The following is a 17,536-nucleotide window of genomic DNA, read 5'->3' as shown; positions in this document are numbered from 1 at the left end:
TTTATAAGATTGGGAAGTAAAGATTAAATGTTGTGCCTTCGTTGAGCGTACTTTCGACGGTTATGTTTCCGGAGTGATTTTCCATGATCTTTTTACAAATGGCAAGGCCTATACCGTTTCCTGAATATTCGTTTCGGGCATGCAGGCGCTGAAAAATGGTAAAGATTTTAAGAAGATGGCTCGACTCCATTCCAATTCCGTTGTCTTTAATTTGAATTTTTACAAATTTAGCGTTTTGATTTGGCATTTCGGCATTTAAATTTTCGGCCTGATAAATTTCTATAAAGGGTGCAGCGGTTTCTTTGCTGTATTTTATGGCGTTGGTGATAAGGTTGCCAAAAAGTTGTCGGATCTGGACTTTGGAGGCTTTTATGGCCGGGAGTTTTCCTAGTTGAATTTCGGCTTTTTTATCGGTAATAATAATTTCGAGATCTTCGATGACTTCGGCAATTATGGCGGCGAGATTTATTTCGGTTCGTTCTTCCTGCGCGGTGTGCGACGAATACTGAACCAAATCGTCTACAAGCGAATTCAATCGCAATGCCGATGATTTTAGAACGTTCATTGATTTGGCATCGGTTTCAGAAAGGTAGCTTCCGTCGATTCTATCATTGTGCATTACAATTTTGCGGAGCGGTTCTTTTAAATCGTGCGAGATTACGTGAATAAACTCTTCGAGATTGGTATTGATTCGGTTTAATTCTTTTATTTTTTCTTCTAGTTCCTGTTGATGACGAATTAAAGCTTCTTCGTGTTTTTTCTTTTCGGTTAAATCGGTAATCACGATTCCTATGGCTTCTACGGCGGGTTCGAGATCAGTTAGGGCGATGTAGGCGGGAAAAGTTTCATTGTCGTTACTGGATTTAAAAAGAATTTCGTGTGTGGCGATTCCGTATCTGAGAGCCTGAATGAGCTGTACAAACTGGGTGGGATTATCAAAATATTCGTTTAAATACGTCCCAATAATCTGTTCTGTAGAAAGGCCGACGAGTTCTGAAAAATAGTCGTTACAGTACAATATGAGTCCGTTACGCGAAATACTAAGCGCACCCTGGCGGAACTTTTCTATAAGGAGTCTATAAGTATAATCGGCCGTTTCCAGCGAATATAGCTGCGGTACTCCGTTAGTGTTTACTACCAGTGCATCTACATCTCCTTCTTTTATGGCTTCGACTATACTATTGGCTTCAAAAAGCTGTTCTTTTAATGACGCGATTTCGGTCAATAATGATTCTATATTTTTATCGGTAACCTCCAAATTCTAACTTAAATTTAATATTCTCAGTACTTTATCTTTATCTGATAAATCACCTAAAATGATTCTTTTGGGCTCTGGATTGATCTTTAATAAAGTAGGTATTGCTACAATTTGATGAATCACGGCCTGTTCTTTATCCCGGCTGATGTCTACGATTTCTAATTCGTAGTTTTCTTTGAGATAAGTATCGCAAATGCTGCGTAAATTTTCGATTGCATGTCCTGATTTAACAGACATACCTGAAACAAAAAGTTTGAACTTATGTTTGGTTGTACTTGTGCCATCAGATGAATCTTCCATGTTTAAGCGTTTATAGGTTTAATATTAAGTCCTACAAGCACTCTTTCTTCATTCGAAAGGTCACCTATAATTTTACGTATGGGCTCGGGAAATTTTCTCACCAAGGTTGGTACAGCCAAAATTTGATCGCCTTCTGCCAATTGCGGATTCTTCAGCAAATCGATAATCTCGATGCTGTATTTTCCTTTTAAATGTTCTTCGGCGTACTTTTTTATGTTCTCAAGCGCCTTGATCGATTTTGGCGTTTGACCTGCTATATAAAGTAATAACTGCCATTCGGCTACTTCTTTTTTCATTTTAGTTTTCTTTTTTCTTAGAAGACAGTTTTTCCTGCAATTCTTCTGTTGCTTTAAGGATACTCAGTTCTTCTTCTGCCGATTCAAATTCGGTTCTTAAGGCTTCAATATTGGCTTCAAGGACTTTACGTTTGCGTTCAATTTCACGGTCTTTTCTGTTAATTTCGTTTTGAAGCTTAATGTCAGAAATGGTTTTCTTAAACTGATGTGATTTTCTGGCTGCTCCGGTCAGGATTCCCTGAGGGCCCAGTTCTACGTCTAATAATTCAATTCCTTTAGTGGTAATTACAAATTCTCTTACTTGGTTTGAATGCCCCATTCCTCTGGCTTTGATGATGAAAATACCGCGGTTTCTTTCGCCAACGCCTTCCATATCGCGAACCGTAATCCAGGTATCGACTAATGAAGATACAGATTCTTCGGCCAAATCTGGTCTGAAATTATCGGTTTGTTTGTTTAAAGACGTAAACATGGCCGTAATATTATTGGCTTTGAGCATATCGATTAATCGAACGAGCATAGAACGCACTTCGTGTTCGCTTCCTACCGAAATAAGATTACTAATAGGGTCTATAATAATCGTAGTAGGCTCAAACTCCTTAATCATTTTTCTAAGCGTAAGCAAATGCAGTTCTAGACCGTTTAAAGACGGACGCGAAGAATGTATTTGCAAAATGCCTTTTTTAATGTGTTTTTCGAGATCAATCCCAATCGATTTCATGTTACGGACCAATTGCTGCGGCGATTCTTCAAAAGCGAAATAAATCGTTTTTTCGTTTTTTTCGCATTGCTCATTGGCAAAATAACAGGCAACCGTAGTTTTGGCAGTTCCAGCTGTTCCTGATATTAAGATGTTACTGCCGCGGTAAAAACCACCGCTGTTAAACATATCATCTAATCCGGGAACGCCTGTAGAAATAATATCAGAAGAAACTTCGTTATCCAGTTTTAAAGACGTAATAGGAAGTACCGAAATACCTTCTTCATCAATTAAAAACGGATATTCGTTTGTACCATGAGTTGATCCTCTGTATTTTACAATTCGGAGCCTTCTGGTCGAAACCTGTTCGATAACACGATGGTCGAGAACAATAACGCAATCTGATACGTATTCTTCTAATCCCTGACGGGTCAGGGTTGCTTCGCCGCGTTCTCCGGTAATAATAGCTGTTACGCCTTTAGTTTTAAGCCAATGGAATAACCTTCGCAACTCGGCTCTTAAAATGGCCTGATTATCAAGGCCCGCAAATAAAGATTCGATGGTGTCCAGAACAACTCGGGTTGCTTTTATAGAATCGATGGCATGGCCTAAACGAATAAATAAGCCATCAAGATCGTATTCTCCTGCTTCTTCAATTTCTGATCTTTCTACACGAACATGATCGACTACGAGTTTCTTGTCTTTTTTTAGTTGTTCGAGGTCAAAGCCAAGAGATTTTACATTTAAAGTAAGATCATCCGAAGGTTCTTCAAAAGACATGAAAACTCCGGGTTCGTTGTATTCTGTAATTCCTTTTATAAGAAACTGCATGGACAATAATGTTTTTCCGCATCCGGCACCACCGCAGATTAACGTTGGACGTCCTTTTGGGAAACCGCCATCAGTAATCTCGTCTAGTCCGTCGACTCCCGTAGGAGTTTTTGGAAATATAAAACTATGTGATTTTGTTTTTTCTTGCACGATAATAAAAATTCAGTATTACTCAAATATACATTTTCCTACACGATTTACAATGGAATCTGATTGAGATTTAACAGCTGTTTAATGAAGTTTTAAAAATAAATTAAGAAAAATGGCTTTTAAATATGAATAAATCGGAGAATTTTAACCAAATAAATGCAAAATATGAACTTAATATTTAACACTAATTTTTCAGTTTTGAGTTAAATTGAATTTTCAGAATACTTAAATGTTAATTTCTGTATTCTGGTATACTCAATGATACCTTTAAAAAAGCAATATGTTTTGCGATTTAACTTTGTCCCGTTAATTTAAAACAAACAAAAATGGACAATTTAAAAGATAAAATCGCGGTTATAACAGGCGGAAACAGCGGTATAGGATACGCAGCGGCAAAACAACTAAAAGAACAGGGAGCAGAAGTTATTATTACGGGAAGAAGAAAAGAAGCAATTGAAAAAGCAGCACTGGAATTGGGTGTTACGGCGATAACAGCAGATCAGTCCAGCGTGGCCGATATTGAAAATCTGGCAGTAAAGGTTCAACAAGATTTTGGCAAAGTAGATATTCTTTTTATCAATGCCGGAATTGCGGGTTTAGGAAATATCGAACAGGCATCTGAAGAACAATTTGACAGTATTATGGATGTGAATTTTAAAGGAGCATATTTCACCTTAAGCCGATTTATTCCCATTTTGAAAGATGGCGCTTCGGTTGTATTTCTTTCTTCGAATACTGCCAGTATGCCTGGACCGGGATCTTCGGTTTATTCGGCGAGTAAAACGGCTTTGAATTCGGTTATGAGATCAGCCGCTTTAGAATTAGCGCCAAGAAAAATCAGAGTAAATTCGGTTAGTCCGGGACCAACTCAAACCGAAGTTATGAAAAAAGTGGGTTTAGACGAAGCCACAGTAAATGGTATTATGGATATGGTGGTAGAGAAAGTGCCCTTAAAACAAATGGGAAAATCTGAAGATGTTGCTAAAATGGTTTCGTATCTAAGCAGTGAAGCTTCAAAATTTATTACTGGCTCTGATTTTATTATGGATGGAGGAATGGCGCTTGCTTAATTGTTAATGGTGAATTGTAAATTGTTAATTATGAATTGTTAATTATGAATTGAGGTTTAACCGCAAAAAGCGCAAAGGTTTACGCAAAGGGCGCAAAGTTTTTTGTTTCACGCAGATTCTGCAGATTTTAATAGATTGTTTATAAAAAAAATCTGTTCAAATCTGCCAAATCTGCGTGAAAAATCATTGTAATCCTTTTATCCCGATAGCTATCGGGAGTGGCAAAAAATATTACACAAAGATCGCAAAGTTATTATACACATAGCTTTGCGATCTTTGCGTTTTTACAAAGTCTCACGAGCCAAAAACCTTTGCTCCCGATAGCCATCGGGATTGCGTTTAAATCACCAGCATTCAAAAACTCATAACTCATAATTCAAAAACTCCTAACTCCAAGACTGTCCGTTTCACCCCAGACTTTGCCCGTTTCGACTGTTTTCTGATTTCGTAAGAAGGGTTATCGAAATACTTTTGACGAAGAAATTAACTGATATTCAAATAATTTAAAAATCAAAAACAATGAAAACATTTCAACAAAACAAACGCAGTTTTTTAAACGCCATTGCCACTGGAACTTTTATTTTGGCTTCTGCCGTATCTTTTGCACAGAACGAAACTAAAACCGATTGTAATTTAATTCGTCCTTATCGCATCAGTGTTTCGCAGGAAGCAATTACTGAACTTCGTGATCGTGTCAATGCGACCAGATGGCCGGATAAAGAAACGGTAAAAGACCAATCTCAGGGAGTAAAATTAGATCAGATTCAGAATTTGGTTAAATACTGGGGAACCGATTACGACTGGCATAAAACAGAAGACAAACTAAATGCGTTACCTCAATTTGTAACCAACATTGACGGATTGGATATTCAATTCATCCACATTAAATCAAAACATAAAAATGCTTTGCCGTTAATTATTACTCACGGATGGCCGGGGTCATTTTTTGAACTTTTAAAAGTAATAGGTCCATTAACAGATCCAACAGCTTATGGCGGAAAAGCCGAAGATGCATTTGATTTGGTTATTCCTTCAATGCCGGGTTATGGTTTTTCTGAAAAGCCAAAAACAACAGGATGGGGACCTGAAAAAATTGGAAATGCATGGGATGTTTTAATGAAACGTTTAGGGTACAAACATTATGTATCGCAAGGAGGTGACTGGGGTTCTGTAATTGCCGATGCTATGGCGCGCCAGGCTCCTGAAGGTTTATTGGGAATTCACGTAAACATGCCGGCAACAGTTCCTGCTGATGTTGCCAAAGCACTTAAAGACGGAGATCCGGCACCAAAGGGATTATCGGTTAAAGAAAATGCAGCATTTAATTCTCTGAATAAATTATATACAAAAGGCGGTGGTTATGCCGGAATGATGGTAACTCGTCCGCAGACTTTAGGTTACGGACTTACGGATTCTCCGGTTGGTTTGGCTTCGTTTTTCCTGGATAAATTCAACGAATGGACCTACAGCGGAGGAAATGCAGAAAAGTCACTTACTAAAGATGAAATGCTGGATGATATTTCGCTTTACTGGTTTACAAATACAGCCAATTCATCCGCTAATTTATATTGGGAGAATAACAACAATAACTTCAATGCTGTAGAACAAAAAACAGCTGAAATTAAGATTCCGGTTGCGATTACCGTTTTCCCGGGAGAAATTTATCAGGCACCAAAAACATGGGCCGAAAAAGCATACAAAAACCTGATTTACTTTAAAGAAGTAAACAAAGGCGGTCATTTTGCTTCTTGGGAAGAACCACAATTGTTTTCAGTTGAACTTCGCGCTGCTTTTAAATCATTGAGAAAATAATCGAATAATTTTTAAACACATAGAAACATAGGTTTAAGACGTGGTAAAAGATTTTTGAAAAAATCTAGATTTTCACACATTGCTAAGATGCCGTTAAAAAAGTTTCACGCAGATTCGGCAGATTTCAACAGATTAAATAAAAAAATCTGCGTTTATCTGCTTAAATCTTTTTAAAATCTGCGTGAAAAATACAACAATCTATGTTTGTTCAAACAAGTGAAACGCCTTTACAGACAAAGAAAATCTATGTTCCTATGTGTTTTAAAAATATCTATCTAAAAACTAACTATTAAAAAATTAAAATCATGGAAACTAAAAAACAAAAAACCTGGGTTATAATCGCCATTATTATTTTAGGAATTCTAGCCTTTTTGATTCCAAATCAAATCGCAGCCCAAACCGGAATAAAACGTACTGATTTACAAAAACACGATTTAAGTATTCCGGGAAGAGAAACCGTTCAGGCCCGAATTGATTTTGACGGACATACCGCTTTCGGGAAACATTCTCATCCGGGTGAAGAAATTATTTATGTATTAGAAGGTTCGCTTGAATATGAAGTAGAAGGTCAGTTACCAGTAGTTTTAAAAGCCGGAGAAGTACTTTTTATTCCAGCTGGAGTGGTTCACTCGGCTAAAAATAAAACCAATACAAAAGCATCAGAACTGGCAACGTATATCGTCGAAAAAGGGAAACCGGTTTTGGTTATGAAGAAATAGGTTTGCGCATAATTTAACCGCAAAGTACGCAAAGTTTTTTCAGCATATAGCTTTGCGATCTTTGTGTTTTTAAAAGCCTTATAAGCTAAAAAAACTTTGCGCACTTTGCGGTTAAAACTACTCATAATTCAAAACTCATAATTCATAACTAATCGATTGTCCGTTTCAACTTTTACTTTGTCCACTTCAGCTTTTTTCTCCTTTTAAAACGAGGATTGTCAAGATACCTTTGACGAAGAAATTAACTGATAATCAACTAATCAAAACATTAAATAATTATGAAAACGATATTAAAAATCAAAAACAGTTTTACAAATGCAGTTCTTTTAATTGCCTTTCTTTTAGTAAACGCTGCAGGTTTTTCCCAAACAGAAAAACAAGAAGGTTCACTAGGAACTTTAAAACAAATCAACGCTGGTTTATTAAATGTAGGGTATACTGAAGCTGGTCCTTCAAACGGAACTCCGGTGATTTTACTTCACGGATGGCCTTATGACATACACAGTTACAATGAAGTAGTGCCAATTTTAGTTTCAAAAGGATATCATGTATTTACGCCTTATTTAAGAGGTTCAGGAACCACAACTTTCCTTTCAAAAGAAACCTTCAGAAACGGACAGCAAGCCGCTTTAGCAACAGATATTATTGCTTTTATGGATGCTTTAAAAATCGACAAAGCCGTAGTTGGCGGATTCGATTGGGGAGCCAGAACAGCAGTGGTTATGGCAGCACTTTGGCCGGAACGTGTAAAAGGTTTGGTTTCGGTAAGTGGTTATTTGGTGGTGAATCTGGAAGCTAATTTGAAACCATTGCCTCCAAAAGCCGAATTAGGATGGTGGTATCAATATTATTTTGCAACCGAAAGAGGAAAACTCGGCTACAGCCAAAACACTTACGAATTCAACAAACAAATCTGGCAGATCGCTTCTCCGTTATGGAATTTCGACAAAGCTACTTACGATCAAACAGCTCAGTCTTTTAATAATCCGGATCACGTTGCAATAGTTATTCACAATTACAGATGGAGACAATCTCTTGAAGCTGGAGAATCTAAATACGATGCTTTAGAAAAACGCCTTGCCGCAAGACCAGAAATTACAGTACCAACTATTACAATAGGAAGCGATTTTGACGGCGCTTTCGCAGATGGAAAAGCCTACGCCAACAAATTCACCGGAAAATATGCCCACAGAATTCTAAAAGGAATTGGACACAATGTTCCGCAGGAAGACCCGAAATCATTTGCACAAGCAATTATTGATGTGGATGGCTTCAAGAATTAAAAATTGATAATTAAAAATTAAAAATCAGAAATAATCTAAAATCAACAATCTAAAATCTAAAATTACAATGAGCACAAAAGTATTATACACAGGAAAAACACACACAACAGGCGGTAGAGAAGGAGCTTCTCAAAGTTCAGATGAACAATTGAATATTAAGTTAAGTACTCCAGGATCATCGCGTCCGGGAACAAATCCGGAGCAGTTATTTGCTGCAGGATGGTCGGCTTGTTTTATTGGCGCATTAGGAATTGCAGCTTCAAAATTAGGAGTTCGACTTCCGGCAGAAACTGCGGTAGATGCAGAAGTAGATTTATGCGTAACCGAAGGCGAATATTCTTTGCAGGCACGTTTAAACATCAGCCTTCCGGGAATTGATCGTGAAACGGCAGAAACTTTAGCCGCTCAGGCACATCAAACTTGTCCTTACTCAAAAGCAACAAGAGGAAATATAAACGTTGAGATTAATATTCTTTAAAAAAATATAAGTTATGAGTTATGGATTATGAGTTTTTTTGAAACTTAAGTTTACCCATAATTCATAACTCATAATTTATAACTTCAAAAAATCATGAAAAAGATAAAAATAATAAGCGCTTTTGTAATGCTGTTTTTCTTAACCGGAAACACCATTTTCAGCCAAAGTACTTCAGATAAAAAAGGTTTTGCCCTTTTAGAATTATATACTTCAGAAGGCTGTTCGAGTTGTCCGCCGGCTGATGAATTACTCGGAAAAATTCAAAATGAATTACGAGATAAAAATGTTTACGTGCTTTCTTATCACGTTGATTATTGGGACAAACAAGGCTGGAAAGATATTTTCAGCAATGCTGATTATACCAAAAGACAATACGATTATGCTCGATATATGGGCAAAGATCCAATTTATACACCACAGGTAATCATTAACGGAAAAATCGATTATATCGGTTCTCAGGAAACAAGTCTGCGAAACGGAATTAAATCGGCACTTTCTAAATCAGCTTCGACTAATTTAAGTTTAGAAGCTACTCAAAATGCTAATGCTCTTGCTGTGAATTATACTGTAGAAGGTACTTCAAAAAACAGTCGTTTGTTAATTGCAGTAGTGCAAAAAGAAGCCAAAAGCAATGTGAAAAGAGGAGAAAATGCAAATAGAGTTTTATCGCATTATCAAATCGTGCGTCAGCTTCAAGCAGTAGATTTAAACAAAGCCAAAAAAGGAACAGCTTCGGTTCATCTTCCTAAAAATTATAATGCACAGGATTTCGAAATCATTGGTTTTGTCCAGGATATGAATTCAGGAGCAATTTTAGAAGTAAAACGAGCTTAAATTTTTTAAACACATAGAGACATAGCTTTTCTTTGTCTATAAAAGGCATTTCATTTGTTTAAATACACATAGCTATGTGTGAAAATCTAGATTTTCTTTTAGTTCTTTATTATTAAGAAATTAATCTATGTTCCTATGTGTTTAAATATATTTCACGCAGATTTTGCAGATTTTTTTGATTCTATTTCCATACAATTTGCGAATATAAACTTTGCGTCTCTGCGACTTTGCGAGATTAAAAACAAACTTAAATTATCTTTTTAAATCTGCATAAAATCTTTTTTCAAAATAAACCTATCTTTGACCAACAGGATAAAAAACGAATACAATTATGGAAAAAACAAAACGTTTTCAGGTTTCGCTCAAAGTAATTTGGGGAAGCTCGATTGCACTTGCAATTCTGGCTTCGATTCCAAAATTATTCGATGCCGATTCTACGCCTGGAGACATCATTATAAATTCTTCGATTACCCTTATGTTTTCCATTTTTATATGGTATTACAACATTTACAGTCTGCCAAAATTTTCATCGCAGCGGACCAATAAAAGCCTGTTTAACTGGAAACTTTTACTGAGTGTCGTAATGGGGATATTACTGATGGTAATTCTCGTAATTGCACATCAGGAACTTTTTCAGGTATCAAAAATGGACGCGCCGATTATGTTTGAACTTCGCGGTGTTTTGATCAATTTGATTGTGTATATGTTTCTGCATTTACTTTTTCAGAATTATCAAACCCAGCAAATAGGAATGGAGCTGGAGCGTACCAAAGCAGTTCATTTAGGCGCACAATACGAATTATTGAAACAGCAGGTAAATCCGCATTTTTTGTTTAATAGTTTGAATACTTTAAAATCGATGGTGGATATGCAGGACCCTCAGAGTTCTGATTTTATCTTGAAATTATCTGATTTTTACAGATTTACGTTGGAAAGCAGAAAAATGGATTTAATTCCGCTTAAAGAAGAATTACAAATTTTAGATTCGTATGTATACCTGCTGAAAGCCCGTTTTGAAGATGGATTTGAAGTGATAAAAGAAATAGACGAAAAACAATTTGACTGTGCAATTCCGCCTTTTTCTTTGCAATTATTAATCGAAAACTGCATCAAACACAACGTTGTTTCGCTTGATAAACCGCTGAAAATTAAATTATACACTGAAAATAATTTTCTCGTAATAGAAAATCGGATTCAGCTGAAAAGAGGAACTTTGTCAACCGGAGTTGGATTAGACAATATCAATCAGCGTTTTATGCATTTGATTCACAAGGAAATCGAAATCGATAAAACCGAAACTATCTTTAAAGTAAAAATACCACTGATTTATGACTATCGTAATAATTGAAGATGAAGTAAAAACGGCCAAAGCACTTGGTCAGCTTATTTTGAGTATCAGACCCGATGCTCAGATTTTGTCGTATATTCAAAGTATCGACGGAGCCGTAAGTTATCTTTTAGAAAACGATCAGCCCGATTTGATTTTTATGGATATTCAGCTTGCAGATGGTTTGTGTTTTGAAATTTTCAAGAATGTTGAAGTTTTGTCTCCCGTAATTTTCTGTACTGCTTTTGATGATTATGCCATCGAAGCTTTCAAATCAAACGGAATCGATTATGTACTAAAACCTTTTTCAAGAGAAAGTATTTCGCAGGCGATTAAAAAAGCTGGCGAACTGAAAAACTTCTTCCAAAGAAATAAAAAAATGATGCCCGATTTCGATTATCTTTTAACGAGAACAGGAGAAAATAAAGGAAAAAGCAGTTTTTTGGTTTTTAAAAACAATAAATACCAAACGATTCTAACAGAGAATATTGCCTTTTTTTACATCAAAAATGAAACCCCAACAATTGTCACTTTTGATAAAGCAGAATATCAAATTACACAATCTCTCGATGAAGTTCATAAACTATTATCGGCTATTCAGTTTTTCAGAATCAACAGACAGTATTTGGTCAATTTTTCAGCGATAAGAGAAGCAGAACATTATTTTTCAAGAAAACTAATTCTTAAACTTACTATTCCAACAGAAGAAAAACTATTAGTTGGAAAAGAGAAAGCAACAGCATTTTTAAGCTGGCTGGAGAATAGGTAGTGTTCAGTATTCAGTCTCAGTATTCAGTCTCAGTTTGTAGTATTCAGATTAATACAGTTTGTCATTCCTCGAAATGACAAGCTATTCGCAAATACTGCGACTAATCACTGAAAACCGCGACTGTAAACTGCGACTGAAAACTGAGACTGAAAACTGCAAACCGCGACTAATATACTAAACCTTAGAAGGCGGTAACCCAAACTGTTTTTTAAATGCAAAGGAGAAATGCGATAAATCTTCAAAGCCCACCTCTAAATAAACTTCTGAAGGCGTTTTTCCTTTTTCTTTAATTTGATAATACGCTTCCTGTAATCTTTTCTGGATGAGCCATCGGCTTGGGGAAATGTCAAAAATACGCTGAAAATCTCTTTTAAAAGTAGCCAGACTTCTTCCCGTTAAATAAGCAAAACGATCTAATTGTACATTAAAATGAAAGTTCTTTTTCATAAACGCCTCCAGATCAATTTTTCCGGGTTCGTTAAAGTCGAAAAGAATGTCTTTTAATTCCGGATGACATTGGAGTAAAATTGTAATGGCTTCGTTGACCTTTAAAGCCTGAAGTTCTTCGGTGATAAGCTGATCTTCGTTAATGTACGGAATCAGCGAATTCATATAGCTTTTTAGTAGAGGAACATCTTTTAACTGAAAAACCATTTCCGTTTCCGGACTTTTAATCAAACTTGTTTTTTGATTGTATTGTATAGAATAATCACGAAGCGCTTCCTGACTTAAATAAATCGAAATAGACTGAAAAGCGGTATTCGGATCAGGCTGTTTGATGAATTTAATAAGCTGATTTCTTCTGATAAACCTAAAATCGCCAGGATTAAAAACATATTCTTTATTCCCATTATTTAAAGTCAAAATTCCCGAAATCTGAAAACTCAAAACATGGTCCGGAGCAAATTGCTCGCCTTCACGATTTTGTGTGTAATAGCAGGAATACGCAATTGGCGAGGTCTTCTGATTTATTTTTGAATCGTTCATATTACAAATTTATAAAAAATCAAGCAGTACTTTTTTAATATACTGCCTGATTATTAATTGTCAATTATTAATTGATAATTAAAAGGTTTTATTTCTTACCAATAAACCATTTTGCCTGCGTGGTATCCATAACATTTTCAGTATCATCATGATCTGTAGACAAACTTACATTCATCCATTTTTCCATTTCTTTTGATCTGTCCTGATCAGCGATTTGCAAGATTCCAATAGCCTCGCTTCCTAATACAAGATGTACAGGCGGATTTGGATGCGAAGCCAGATCAACCATTACTTTTGCTGCTTTTTCAGGATCACCAACCGGAACAAAATTTCCTGCTTTAAAGAAATCCGTACGTTGTTTTACCATTTCATAACCTTCAATATCTTCGGCGTATGTCATTGATGCTCCAGCCCAATCGGTACGGAAACCTCCTGGTTCAACACTGGTCACAAAAATTCCAAGCGATGCAACTTCTTTGGCTAAAGCCTCAGTAAAACCACCCAAACCAAATTTTGCTGCCTGATACATTGTTAATCCCGGATTTCCAACGCGTCCGCCAACAGAACTGATTTGTAAAATGCGTCCTGATTTTTGTTTACGCATATACGGAAGAACTGCACGGGTAATTTCAATAGGCGCATATAAATTAGTTTCTAACTGACTGCGAACTTGCTCGCTTGTATACGCTTCTGCGGCACCAATAATTCCGAATCCGGCATTGTTAACCAATACATCGATTCTTCCAAAATGTTCAACGGCTTTGTTTACCGCCTGATGTACTTCATCATAATTAGTAACATCCAATTTCAAAGGCAGAATCTGATCTTGAAATTTTTCTTTTAAATCATTTAACTGATTAATGTCTCGTGCAGTAGCCGCTACTTTGTCACCGCTTTCTAAAACTGCCTCAGTAAGATTACGTCCTAATCCTCGAGAGCTTCCTGTAATAAACCATATTTTGTTCATTGTAATTGTGTTTTTAAGTTCATTACAAATTTACGTCGGGATTGAAGGTTATTGCTTTGTTGAAAAGCTCAAAATAGTTTGTTTAAAGGTACAAAGAAACAAAGTTGCATAGGGACAAAGGTTTTTTGCTGCAGATTAAAAGGATTTTCAACAGATTCAATTGCCTCCAGCTTTAGCTGGAGATTAAGAGAAGTGTGTTTTAGAGGCTTTAGCCAAAATTACGTGTTAGGCTAAAGCCATTTTATAATGAAAAAAGAATCTCGCAAAGTCGCAGAGACGCCAAGTTTAATCTTTGCTTCTTCGCGACTTTGCGAGATTAAAATATGCAGTACTTCAGAATCTTAATTTTCCTCAGAAACGCTTGCAATATAAGTTGCATTGTATAATTTTCTAAACATTATATAAGTAACACTAACCATTACAAAAGCAATGATGGCATCAATAGTTGCAGGGAAACCTAATACAACCAGTTTTGAAAAGAAAGCGAAAATGATATCAAAAAATACTCCGGCAAATACCCATTCTTTTAATCGTAATAGCTTATTCGGTATTAATAAGGTGATAACTCCCGAGATTTTCATTACACCCAATATGTAAATAAAATGAGCCGGATAACCCAATTGTTGTGTAATTTTCCAAACCAATTTGTTGGTTGTCAATTCAAAAAAACCGCTGGCACCAAACCATAAAGAAGTTAAAATAATTCCTGTCCAATAAATAATTTTTGTTGTTTTTGCATTCATGATTTTAAATTTTAAGTTGTTAAACAGGACAAAATTGCGTCAACGGCAGTCGATTTCATATTGGTATTTTGGTGAAACGGACAAATTCAAATCTCAAATAGACAATCCATAAGTTCATTTGATTTTATAACTTTACAAAACACTTTTCAAACTCGAATATTCAAATTAAAAATGGAAGCCAAAGCACTTTTACAAGAACATATCGCCAAAACAGCTTCGCTGACAGAAGAACAATTTGAATATTTCTTTTCGCACTTTAAAATGTTGTCTTTTCAAAAAGGTCAAACCATTATCAGCGCAGGCGATAAAGTAGATTGCGAATATTTTGTGATTTCGGGCTGTTTGAAAGCTTTTTATATTAATGATGAAATCAAAATGTACATTCTGCAGTTTGCCATGCCAACCTGGTGGACATCTGATTATAATGCACTTTACAACCAAATTCCGGCCGCTATAAATGTCGATTGTATTACAGACGCTGTTGTACTTTGTCTTTCTAATGCCGACCGTGAAAAACTCTGTGCCGAATTTCATCAAGTTGAGCATTTCTTTCGCTGGAGAACCAATAAAGGCTACATCGCTTCTCAAAAAAGACTTTTATCGTTTATGAATAATAATGTCAAAACCCGTTACGAAGAACTTTTGGCTTTGTATCCGCAATTGTATAATCTGGTTCCGAAGCATTTAATTGCTGCTTATTTAGGCGTTTCGAGAGAAACTTTAAGCAGGCTTTATAATTCTTAGTTTTTTGTTTAGCCACAGATTTCACAGATTATAAAGATTCTTTTTTTGATTTGCTGCTATAAAATATAAGCTGTGGTTTCAACCCCAGGGATCTTGATTATGGCAATATTTTGCGTTCCAGCGGTTGAAACCGCTGGCTATGTTTTAATTATTCATTTCTAAAAAAACTTAGAACCTTAGCATCTTAGTCCCTTAGAACCTCAAAAAAAAAGAATGTGATCTACATCACGTAACCAATTTTTATAGTCGCCGTTCCTTTGTATTGTACTTTTAAATACAATAAAAATGGAAACAATAAATTTTGAAATCGTAAGCTCAAACAGCAGCGTAGAATGGACTGGTAGAAAAGTTACTGGTGCACATAACGGTACAATTGGTATCAAAAATGGTAATTTCATCTTCAATGATGGAAAAATAAACGGAGGAAATATTGTAATCGATACTACTTCTATTAAAATTCTGGATGTAACAGATCCGGCAACAAACACACAATTCGCCGGACATTTAGCTTCGGATGATTTCTTCTCTATCGAAAAATTCCCAACTGCGGTATTTGATATTTTAAGTGTAAAAGAAATAGCAGCAACTACTTATCATCTGGAAGGAAACCTGACTATAAAAGATATCACACACATAGTTGGTTTTGAAGCAGAAGTAAAAAACAACAGCGATATTATTTCTCTTGCAGGCAAATTAATTATTGATCGTACTAAATACGATATCAAATTCCGCTCAGGAAATTTCTTCAAGGATTTGGGAGACACCCTAATCTACAACGACTTTGAGCTTGATTTTAACATCACAGCCGAAGCTTCTTTTTCCGGACAATCTAAAAACTAACATCATGCCTTACGTAAAAATCGAATTGACCCGCGAAGGAGTAACCCGCGGGCAAAAACAAGAATTAATCAGCGGTATTACCAACCTGATTACAGAAGTATTAAATAAAGATCCGCATTTGACTCACGTTGTGATTCAGGAAATCGAATTAGACGATTGGGGATATGCCGGAGAACAAGTTTCAGTATTAAGAGAAAAAGGCATTACAGCCGATAAAAAATAAACATCATGAAAAAACAAACTATAATTGTTACCGGAGCAGCATCTGGTATTGGAAAAGGAATCGCTAAATATTTTTTAGACAGAGGTGATAATGTTGTAATCAATTCATTGACAGAAACCGCATTAGAAAAAACGTACAATGAATTTGGAGCAGGAGCGAATCTGGCAAAATTTGCCGGAGATGTAAGCGACAAAAGAACAGGCGAGCAATTGGTTAAAATCGCACTTGAAAAATTTGGATCCGTAGATGTATTGGTTAATAATGCGGGAATTTTTGCCAGTAAACCATTCTTAGAAGTAGATGAAGAGTATTTAGATACCTTTTTGAAAACCAATCTAAAAGGAACCTATTTTACAACGCAATCCGTGATTCCGCAAATGCTGCAGCAACAAGGCGGCGTGGTCATTAATATCGGGACGCCATTGGTAAATCATGGTTTAGGCGGATGGCCGGCTTCGGCACCAATTGCAAGTAAAGGAGCTATTCACGCTTTAACGATTCAGTTAGCTGCCGAATTTGGTAAGCAGAATATTCGTTTCAATACCGTTGCGCCGGGTGTAATCCGCACGCCAATGCATGGTGACAACGCAGATCAAAGTGCCGGTTTGCATTTATTAAACAGAGTAGGAGAGATCGATGATATTTCTGAAATGGTCTACACCGTTGCCAAAAGCAATTTTATTACCGGATCAATCATTAATGTTGATGGCGGAAAAGGTGCAGGACACAATTTAAATTAAGGTGAAAACTATTTTATTAACTGCTTTTATGCTCTGGAATTTTCAGAGCATAAAAGCTCAAAATACAATCGAAATGGAAAATCAAATCGAAATTCAAGCCATTACTGATGCCATAGAAAATTATTATTTTAAAGGTATTTACGAAGGTGATGAAATGCTTTTAGGAAGTATTTTTCAACCCGGAACATTATTATTTGGAGATGTAAAAGGACAGCCTTATTTTAAAACTGTTGATTTGTATTTAGACGGCGTTAAAAACCGACAAAGTCCAAAAGATTCCGGCAAACCTTTTAAAGGAGAAATTCTGCAGATAAGCGTTGTAAATTCTATCGCTGTGGCGGAATTAAATGTTAAAATGTACGACTTTAATTATAGGGATTTTTTATCTTTCCATAAGATTAACGGCAAATGGCTTATCGTCAATAAAATGTTGACCGATACAAGCAAATAATTAAAATTGAAACA

At 36.0% G+C, this 17,536-nt stretch carries 20 protein-coding genes; 13 read left to right on the top strand and 7 right to left on the bottom strand.

Going from position 1 to position 17,536, the window contains the following annotated elements:
- Position 1 precedes the first annotated feature (1 nt).
- The 4 genes from AC1RRQ_RS08145 to kaiC are packed head-to-tail and all read right to left on the bottom strand — an operon-like array spanning position 2 to position 3,535.
- Positions 2-1,258, bottom strand: coding sequence for a sensor histidine kinase (locus AC1RRQ_RS08145; protein ID WP_493022517.1), 1,257 nt, complete (start codon positions 1,256-1,258; stop codon positions 2-4).
- A gap of 3 nt (positions 1,259-1,261) precedes the next feature.
- Positions 1,262-1,558: a circadian clock KaiB family protein gene (locus AC1RRQ_RS08140; protein ID WP_493022516.1), complete on the bottom strand. Its 297-nt coding sequence runs from the start codon at positions 1,556-1,558 to the stop codon at positions 1,262-1,264.
- Between the two features lie 2 nt (positions 1,559-1,560).
- Complete coding sequence (locus AC1RRQ_RS08135; protein ID WP_053474503.1) at positions 1,561-1,854, bottom strand: circadian clock KaiB family protein; 294 nt, start codon at positions 1,852-1,854, stop codon at positions 1,561-1,563.
- 1 nt (position 1,855) lies between these two features.
- Complete coding sequence (gene kaiC, locus AC1RRQ_RS08130) at positions 1,856-3,535, bottom strand: circadian clock protein KaiC (RefSeq protein ID WP_493022514.1); 1,680 nt, start codon at positions 3,533-3,535, stop codon at positions 1,856-1,858.
- A gap of 326 nt (positions 3,536-3,861) precedes the next feature.
- On the opposite strand from kaiC, the gene AC1RRQ_RS08125 reads away from it, so the two are divergent.
- From AC1RRQ_RS08125 to AC1RRQ_RS08090, 8 genes are all read left to right on the top strand, one after another.
- The gene (locus tag AC1RRQ_RS08125; RefSeq protein WP_493022513.1) at positions 3,862-4,605 is read left to right on the top strand and encodes an SDR family oxidoreductase; all 744 of its coding nucleotides are present in this window, start codon (positions 3,862-3,864) and stop codon (positions 4,603-4,605) included.
- A gap of 519 nt (positions 4,606-5,124) precedes the next feature.
- A complete protein-coding gene (locus AC1RRQ_RS08120; protein ID WP_493022512.1) occupies positions 5,125-6,417 on the top strand; it encodes an epoxide hydrolase family protein in 1,293 nt (430 codons plus the stop codon).
- A 305-nt stretch (positions 6,418-6,722) separates the two neighbouring features.
- Positions 6,723-7,136 (top strand): cupin domain-containing protein, encoded by a 414-nt coding sequence (locus AC1RRQ_RS08115; RefSeq protein ID WP_493022511.1) that lies wholly within the window; start codon positions 6,723-6,725, stop codon positions 7,134-7,136.
- Between the two features lie 278 nt (positions 7,137-7,414).
- Complete coding sequence (locus AC1RRQ_RS08110) at positions 7,415-8,419, top strand: alpha/beta fold hydrolase (RefSeq protein WP_493022510.1); 1,005 nt, start codon at positions 7,415-7,417, stop codon at positions 8,417-8,419.
- A 67-nt stretch (positions 8,420-8,486) separates the two neighbouring features.
- Positions 8,487-8,897 carry an organic hydroperoxide resistance protein gene (locus AC1RRQ_RS08105; protein ID WP_493022509.1) on the top strand — a complete coding sequence of 137 codons (411 nt, stop codon included), beginning with the start codon at positions 8,487-8,489 and terminating at the stop codon, positions 8,895-8,897.
- 93 nt (positions 8,898-8,990) lie between these two features.
- Positions 8,991-9,731: a DUF1223 domain-containing protein gene (locus AC1RRQ_RS08100; RefSeq protein WP_493022508.1), complete on the top strand. Its 741-nt coding sequence runs from the start codon at positions 8,991-8,993 to the stop codon at positions 9,729-9,731.
- A 331-nt stretch (positions 9,732-10,062) separates the two neighbouring features.
- Entirely contained in the window at positions 10,063-11,079 is a 1,017-nt protein-coding gene (locus tag AC1RRQ_RS08095) for a sensor histidine kinase (protein WP_493022507.1), read from the top strand.
- Complete coding sequence (locus tag AC1RRQ_RS08090) at positions 11,060-11,827, top strand: LytR/AlgR family response regulator transcription factor (protein ID WP_493022506.1); 768 nt, start codon at positions 11,060-11,062, stop codon at positions 11,825-11,827. Before AC1RRQ_RS08095 ends, AC1RRQ_RS08090 begins: the two co-directional genes overlap by 20 nt.
- Positions 11,828-12,001: 174 nt before the next feature.
- Here AC1RRQ_RS08090 and AC1RRQ_RS08085 read toward each other — a convergent pair whose 3' ends face one another.
- The 3 genes from AC1RRQ_RS08085 to AC1RRQ_RS08075 form a co-directional block, all read right to left on the bottom strand.
- Entirely contained in the window at positions 12,002-12,814 is an 813-nt protein-coding gene (locus AC1RRQ_RS08085; protein WP_493022505.1) for a helix-turn-helix domain-containing protein, read from the bottom strand.
- A gap of 88 nt (positions 12,815-12,902) precedes the next feature.
- Positions 12,903-13,781 carry an oxidoreductase gene (locus AC1RRQ_RS08080; RefSeq protein WP_493022504.1) on the bottom strand — a complete coding sequence of 293 codons (879 nt, stop codon included), beginning with the start codon at positions 13,779-13,781 and terminating at the stop codon, positions 12,903-12,905.
- A gap of 341 nt (positions 13,782-14,122) precedes the next feature.
- Positions 14,123-14,524 carry a DoxX family protein gene (locus AC1RRQ_RS08075; protein WP_493022503.1) on the bottom strand — a complete coding sequence of 134 codons (402 nt, stop codon included), beginning with the start codon at positions 14,522-14,524 and terminating at the stop codon, positions 14,123-14,125.
- 171 nt (positions 14,525-14,695) lie between these two features.
- Here AC1RRQ_RS08075 and AC1RRQ_RS08070 point away from each other — a divergent pair, with 171 nt between their 5' ends.
- The 5 genes from AC1RRQ_RS08070 (at position 14,696) to AC1RRQ_RS08050 (ending at position 17,522) form a co-directional block, all read left to right on the top strand.
- On the top strand, positions 14,696-15,268 hold the full coding sequence (locus tag AC1RRQ_RS08070) for a Crp/Fnr family transcriptional regulator (protein WP_493022502.1): 573 nt from the start codon (positions 14,696-14,698) through the stop codon (positions 15,266-15,268).
- A 285-nt stretch (positions 15,269-15,553) separates the two neighbouring features.
- Positions 15,554-16,108: a YceI family protein gene (locus AC1RRQ_RS08065; protein WP_493022501.1), complete on the top strand. Its 555-nt coding sequence runs from the start codon at positions 15,554-15,556 to the stop codon at positions 16,106-16,108.
- A gap of 4 nt (positions 16,109-16,112) precedes the next feature.
- Positions 16,113-16,331 (top strand): tautomerase family protein, encoded by a 219-nt coding sequence (locus tag AC1RRQ_RS08060; RefSeq protein WP_012025971.1) that lies wholly within the window; start codon positions 16,113-16,115, stop codon positions 16,329-16,331.
- A 5-nt stretch (positions 16,332-16,336) separates the two neighbouring features.
- On the top strand, positions 16,337-17,071 hold the full coding sequence (locus AC1RRQ_RS08055; protein WP_493022500.1) for an SDR family NAD(P)-dependent oxidoreductase: 735 nt from the start codon (positions 16,337-16,339) through the stop codon (positions 17,069-17,071).
- A 73-nt stretch (positions 17,072-17,144) separates the two neighbouring features.
- Positions 17,145-17,522 (top strand): nuclear transport factor 2 family protein, encoded by a 378-nt coding sequence (locus tag AC1RRQ_RS08050; protein ID WP_493022499.1) that lies wholly within the window; start codon positions 17,145-17,147, stop codon positions 17,520-17,522.
- Positions 17,523-17,536: the final 14 nt, after the last annotated feature.

It is taken from the genome of Flavobacterium sp. GW821-FHT12A05 (assembly GCF_058807735.1).
The sequence above is the reverse complement of the archived record's forward strand: the minus strand, read 5'-3'. Positions and strand labels throughout refer to the sequence as shown.

Bases quoted from the DNA above. Each gene is read 5' to 3' on its own strand.
- AC1RRQ_RS08065 (WP_493022501.1), top strand. From the start codon at position 15,554: ATGGAAACAATAAATTTTGAAATCGTAAGCTCAAACAGCAGCGTAGAA.
- AC1RRQ_RS08080 (WP_493022504.1), bottom strand. From the start codon at position 13,781: ATGAACAAAATATGGTTTATTACAGGAAGCTCTCGAGGATTAGGACGT.
- AC1RRQ_RS08055 (WP_493022500.1), top strand. From the start codon at position 16,337: ATGAAAAAACAAACTATAATTGTTACCGGAGCAGCATCTGGTATTGGA.
- AC1RRQ_RS08050 (WP_493022499.1), top strand. From the start codon at position 17,145: ATGGAAAATCAAATCGAAATTCAAGCCATTACTGATGCCATAGAAAAT.
- AC1RRQ_RS08105 (WP_493022509.1), top strand. From the start codon at position 8,487: ATGAGCACAAAAGTATTATACACAGGAAAAACACACACAACAGGCGGT.
- AC1RRQ_RS08090 (WP_493022506.1), top strand. From the start codon at position 11,060: ATGACTATCGTAATAATTGAAGATGAAGTAAAAACGGCCAAAGCACTT.
- AC1RRQ_RS08120 (WP_493022512.1), top strand. From the start codon at position 5,125: ATGAAAACATTTCAACAAAACAAACGCAGTTTTTTAAACGCCATTGCC.
- AC1RRQ_RS08085 (WP_493022505.1), bottom strand. From the start codon at position 12,814: ATGAACGATTCAAAAATAAATCAGAAGACCTCGCCAATTGCGTATTCC.
- AC1RRQ_RS08115 (WP_493022511.1), top strand. From the start codon at position 6,723: ATGGAAACTAAAAAACAAAAAACCTGGGTTATAATCGCCATTATTATT.
- AC1RRQ_RS08110 (WP_493022510.1), top strand. From the start codon at position 7,415: ATGAAAACGATATTAAAAATCAAAAACAGTTTTACAAATGCAGTTCTT.
- AC1RRQ_RS08135 (WP_053474503.1), bottom strand. From the start codon at position 1,854: ATGAAAAAAGAAGTAGCCGAATGGCAGTTATTACTTTATATAGCAGGT.
- AC1RRQ_RS08070 (WP_493022502.1), top strand. From the start codon at position 14,696: ATGGAAGCCAAAGCACTTTTACAAGAACATATCGCCAAAACAGCTTCG.
- AC1RRQ_RS08075 (WP_493022503.1), bottom strand. From the start codon at position 14,524: ATGAATGCAAAAACAACAAAAATTATTTATTGGACAGGAATTATTTTA.
- AC1RRQ_RS08140 (WP_493022516.1), bottom strand. From the start codon at position 1,558: ATGGAAGATTCATCTGATGGCACAAGTACAACCAAACATAAGTTCAAA.
- AC1RRQ_RS08125 (WP_493022513.1), top strand. From the start codon at position 3,862: ATGGACAATTTAAAAGATAAAATCGCGGTTATAACAGGCGGAAACAGC.
- AC1RRQ_RS08095 (WP_493022507.1), top strand. From the start codon at position 10,063: ATGGAAAAAACAAAACGTTTTCAGGTTTCGCTCAAAGTAATTTGGGGA.
- AC1RRQ_RS08100 (WP_493022508.1), top strand. From the start codon at position 8,991: ATGAAAAAGATAAAAATAATAAGCGCTTTTGTAATGCTGTTTTTCTTA.
- AC1RRQ_RS08060 (WP_012025971.1), top strand. From the start codon at position 16,113: ATGCCTTACGTAAAAATCGAATTGACCCGCGAAGGAGTAACCCGCGGG.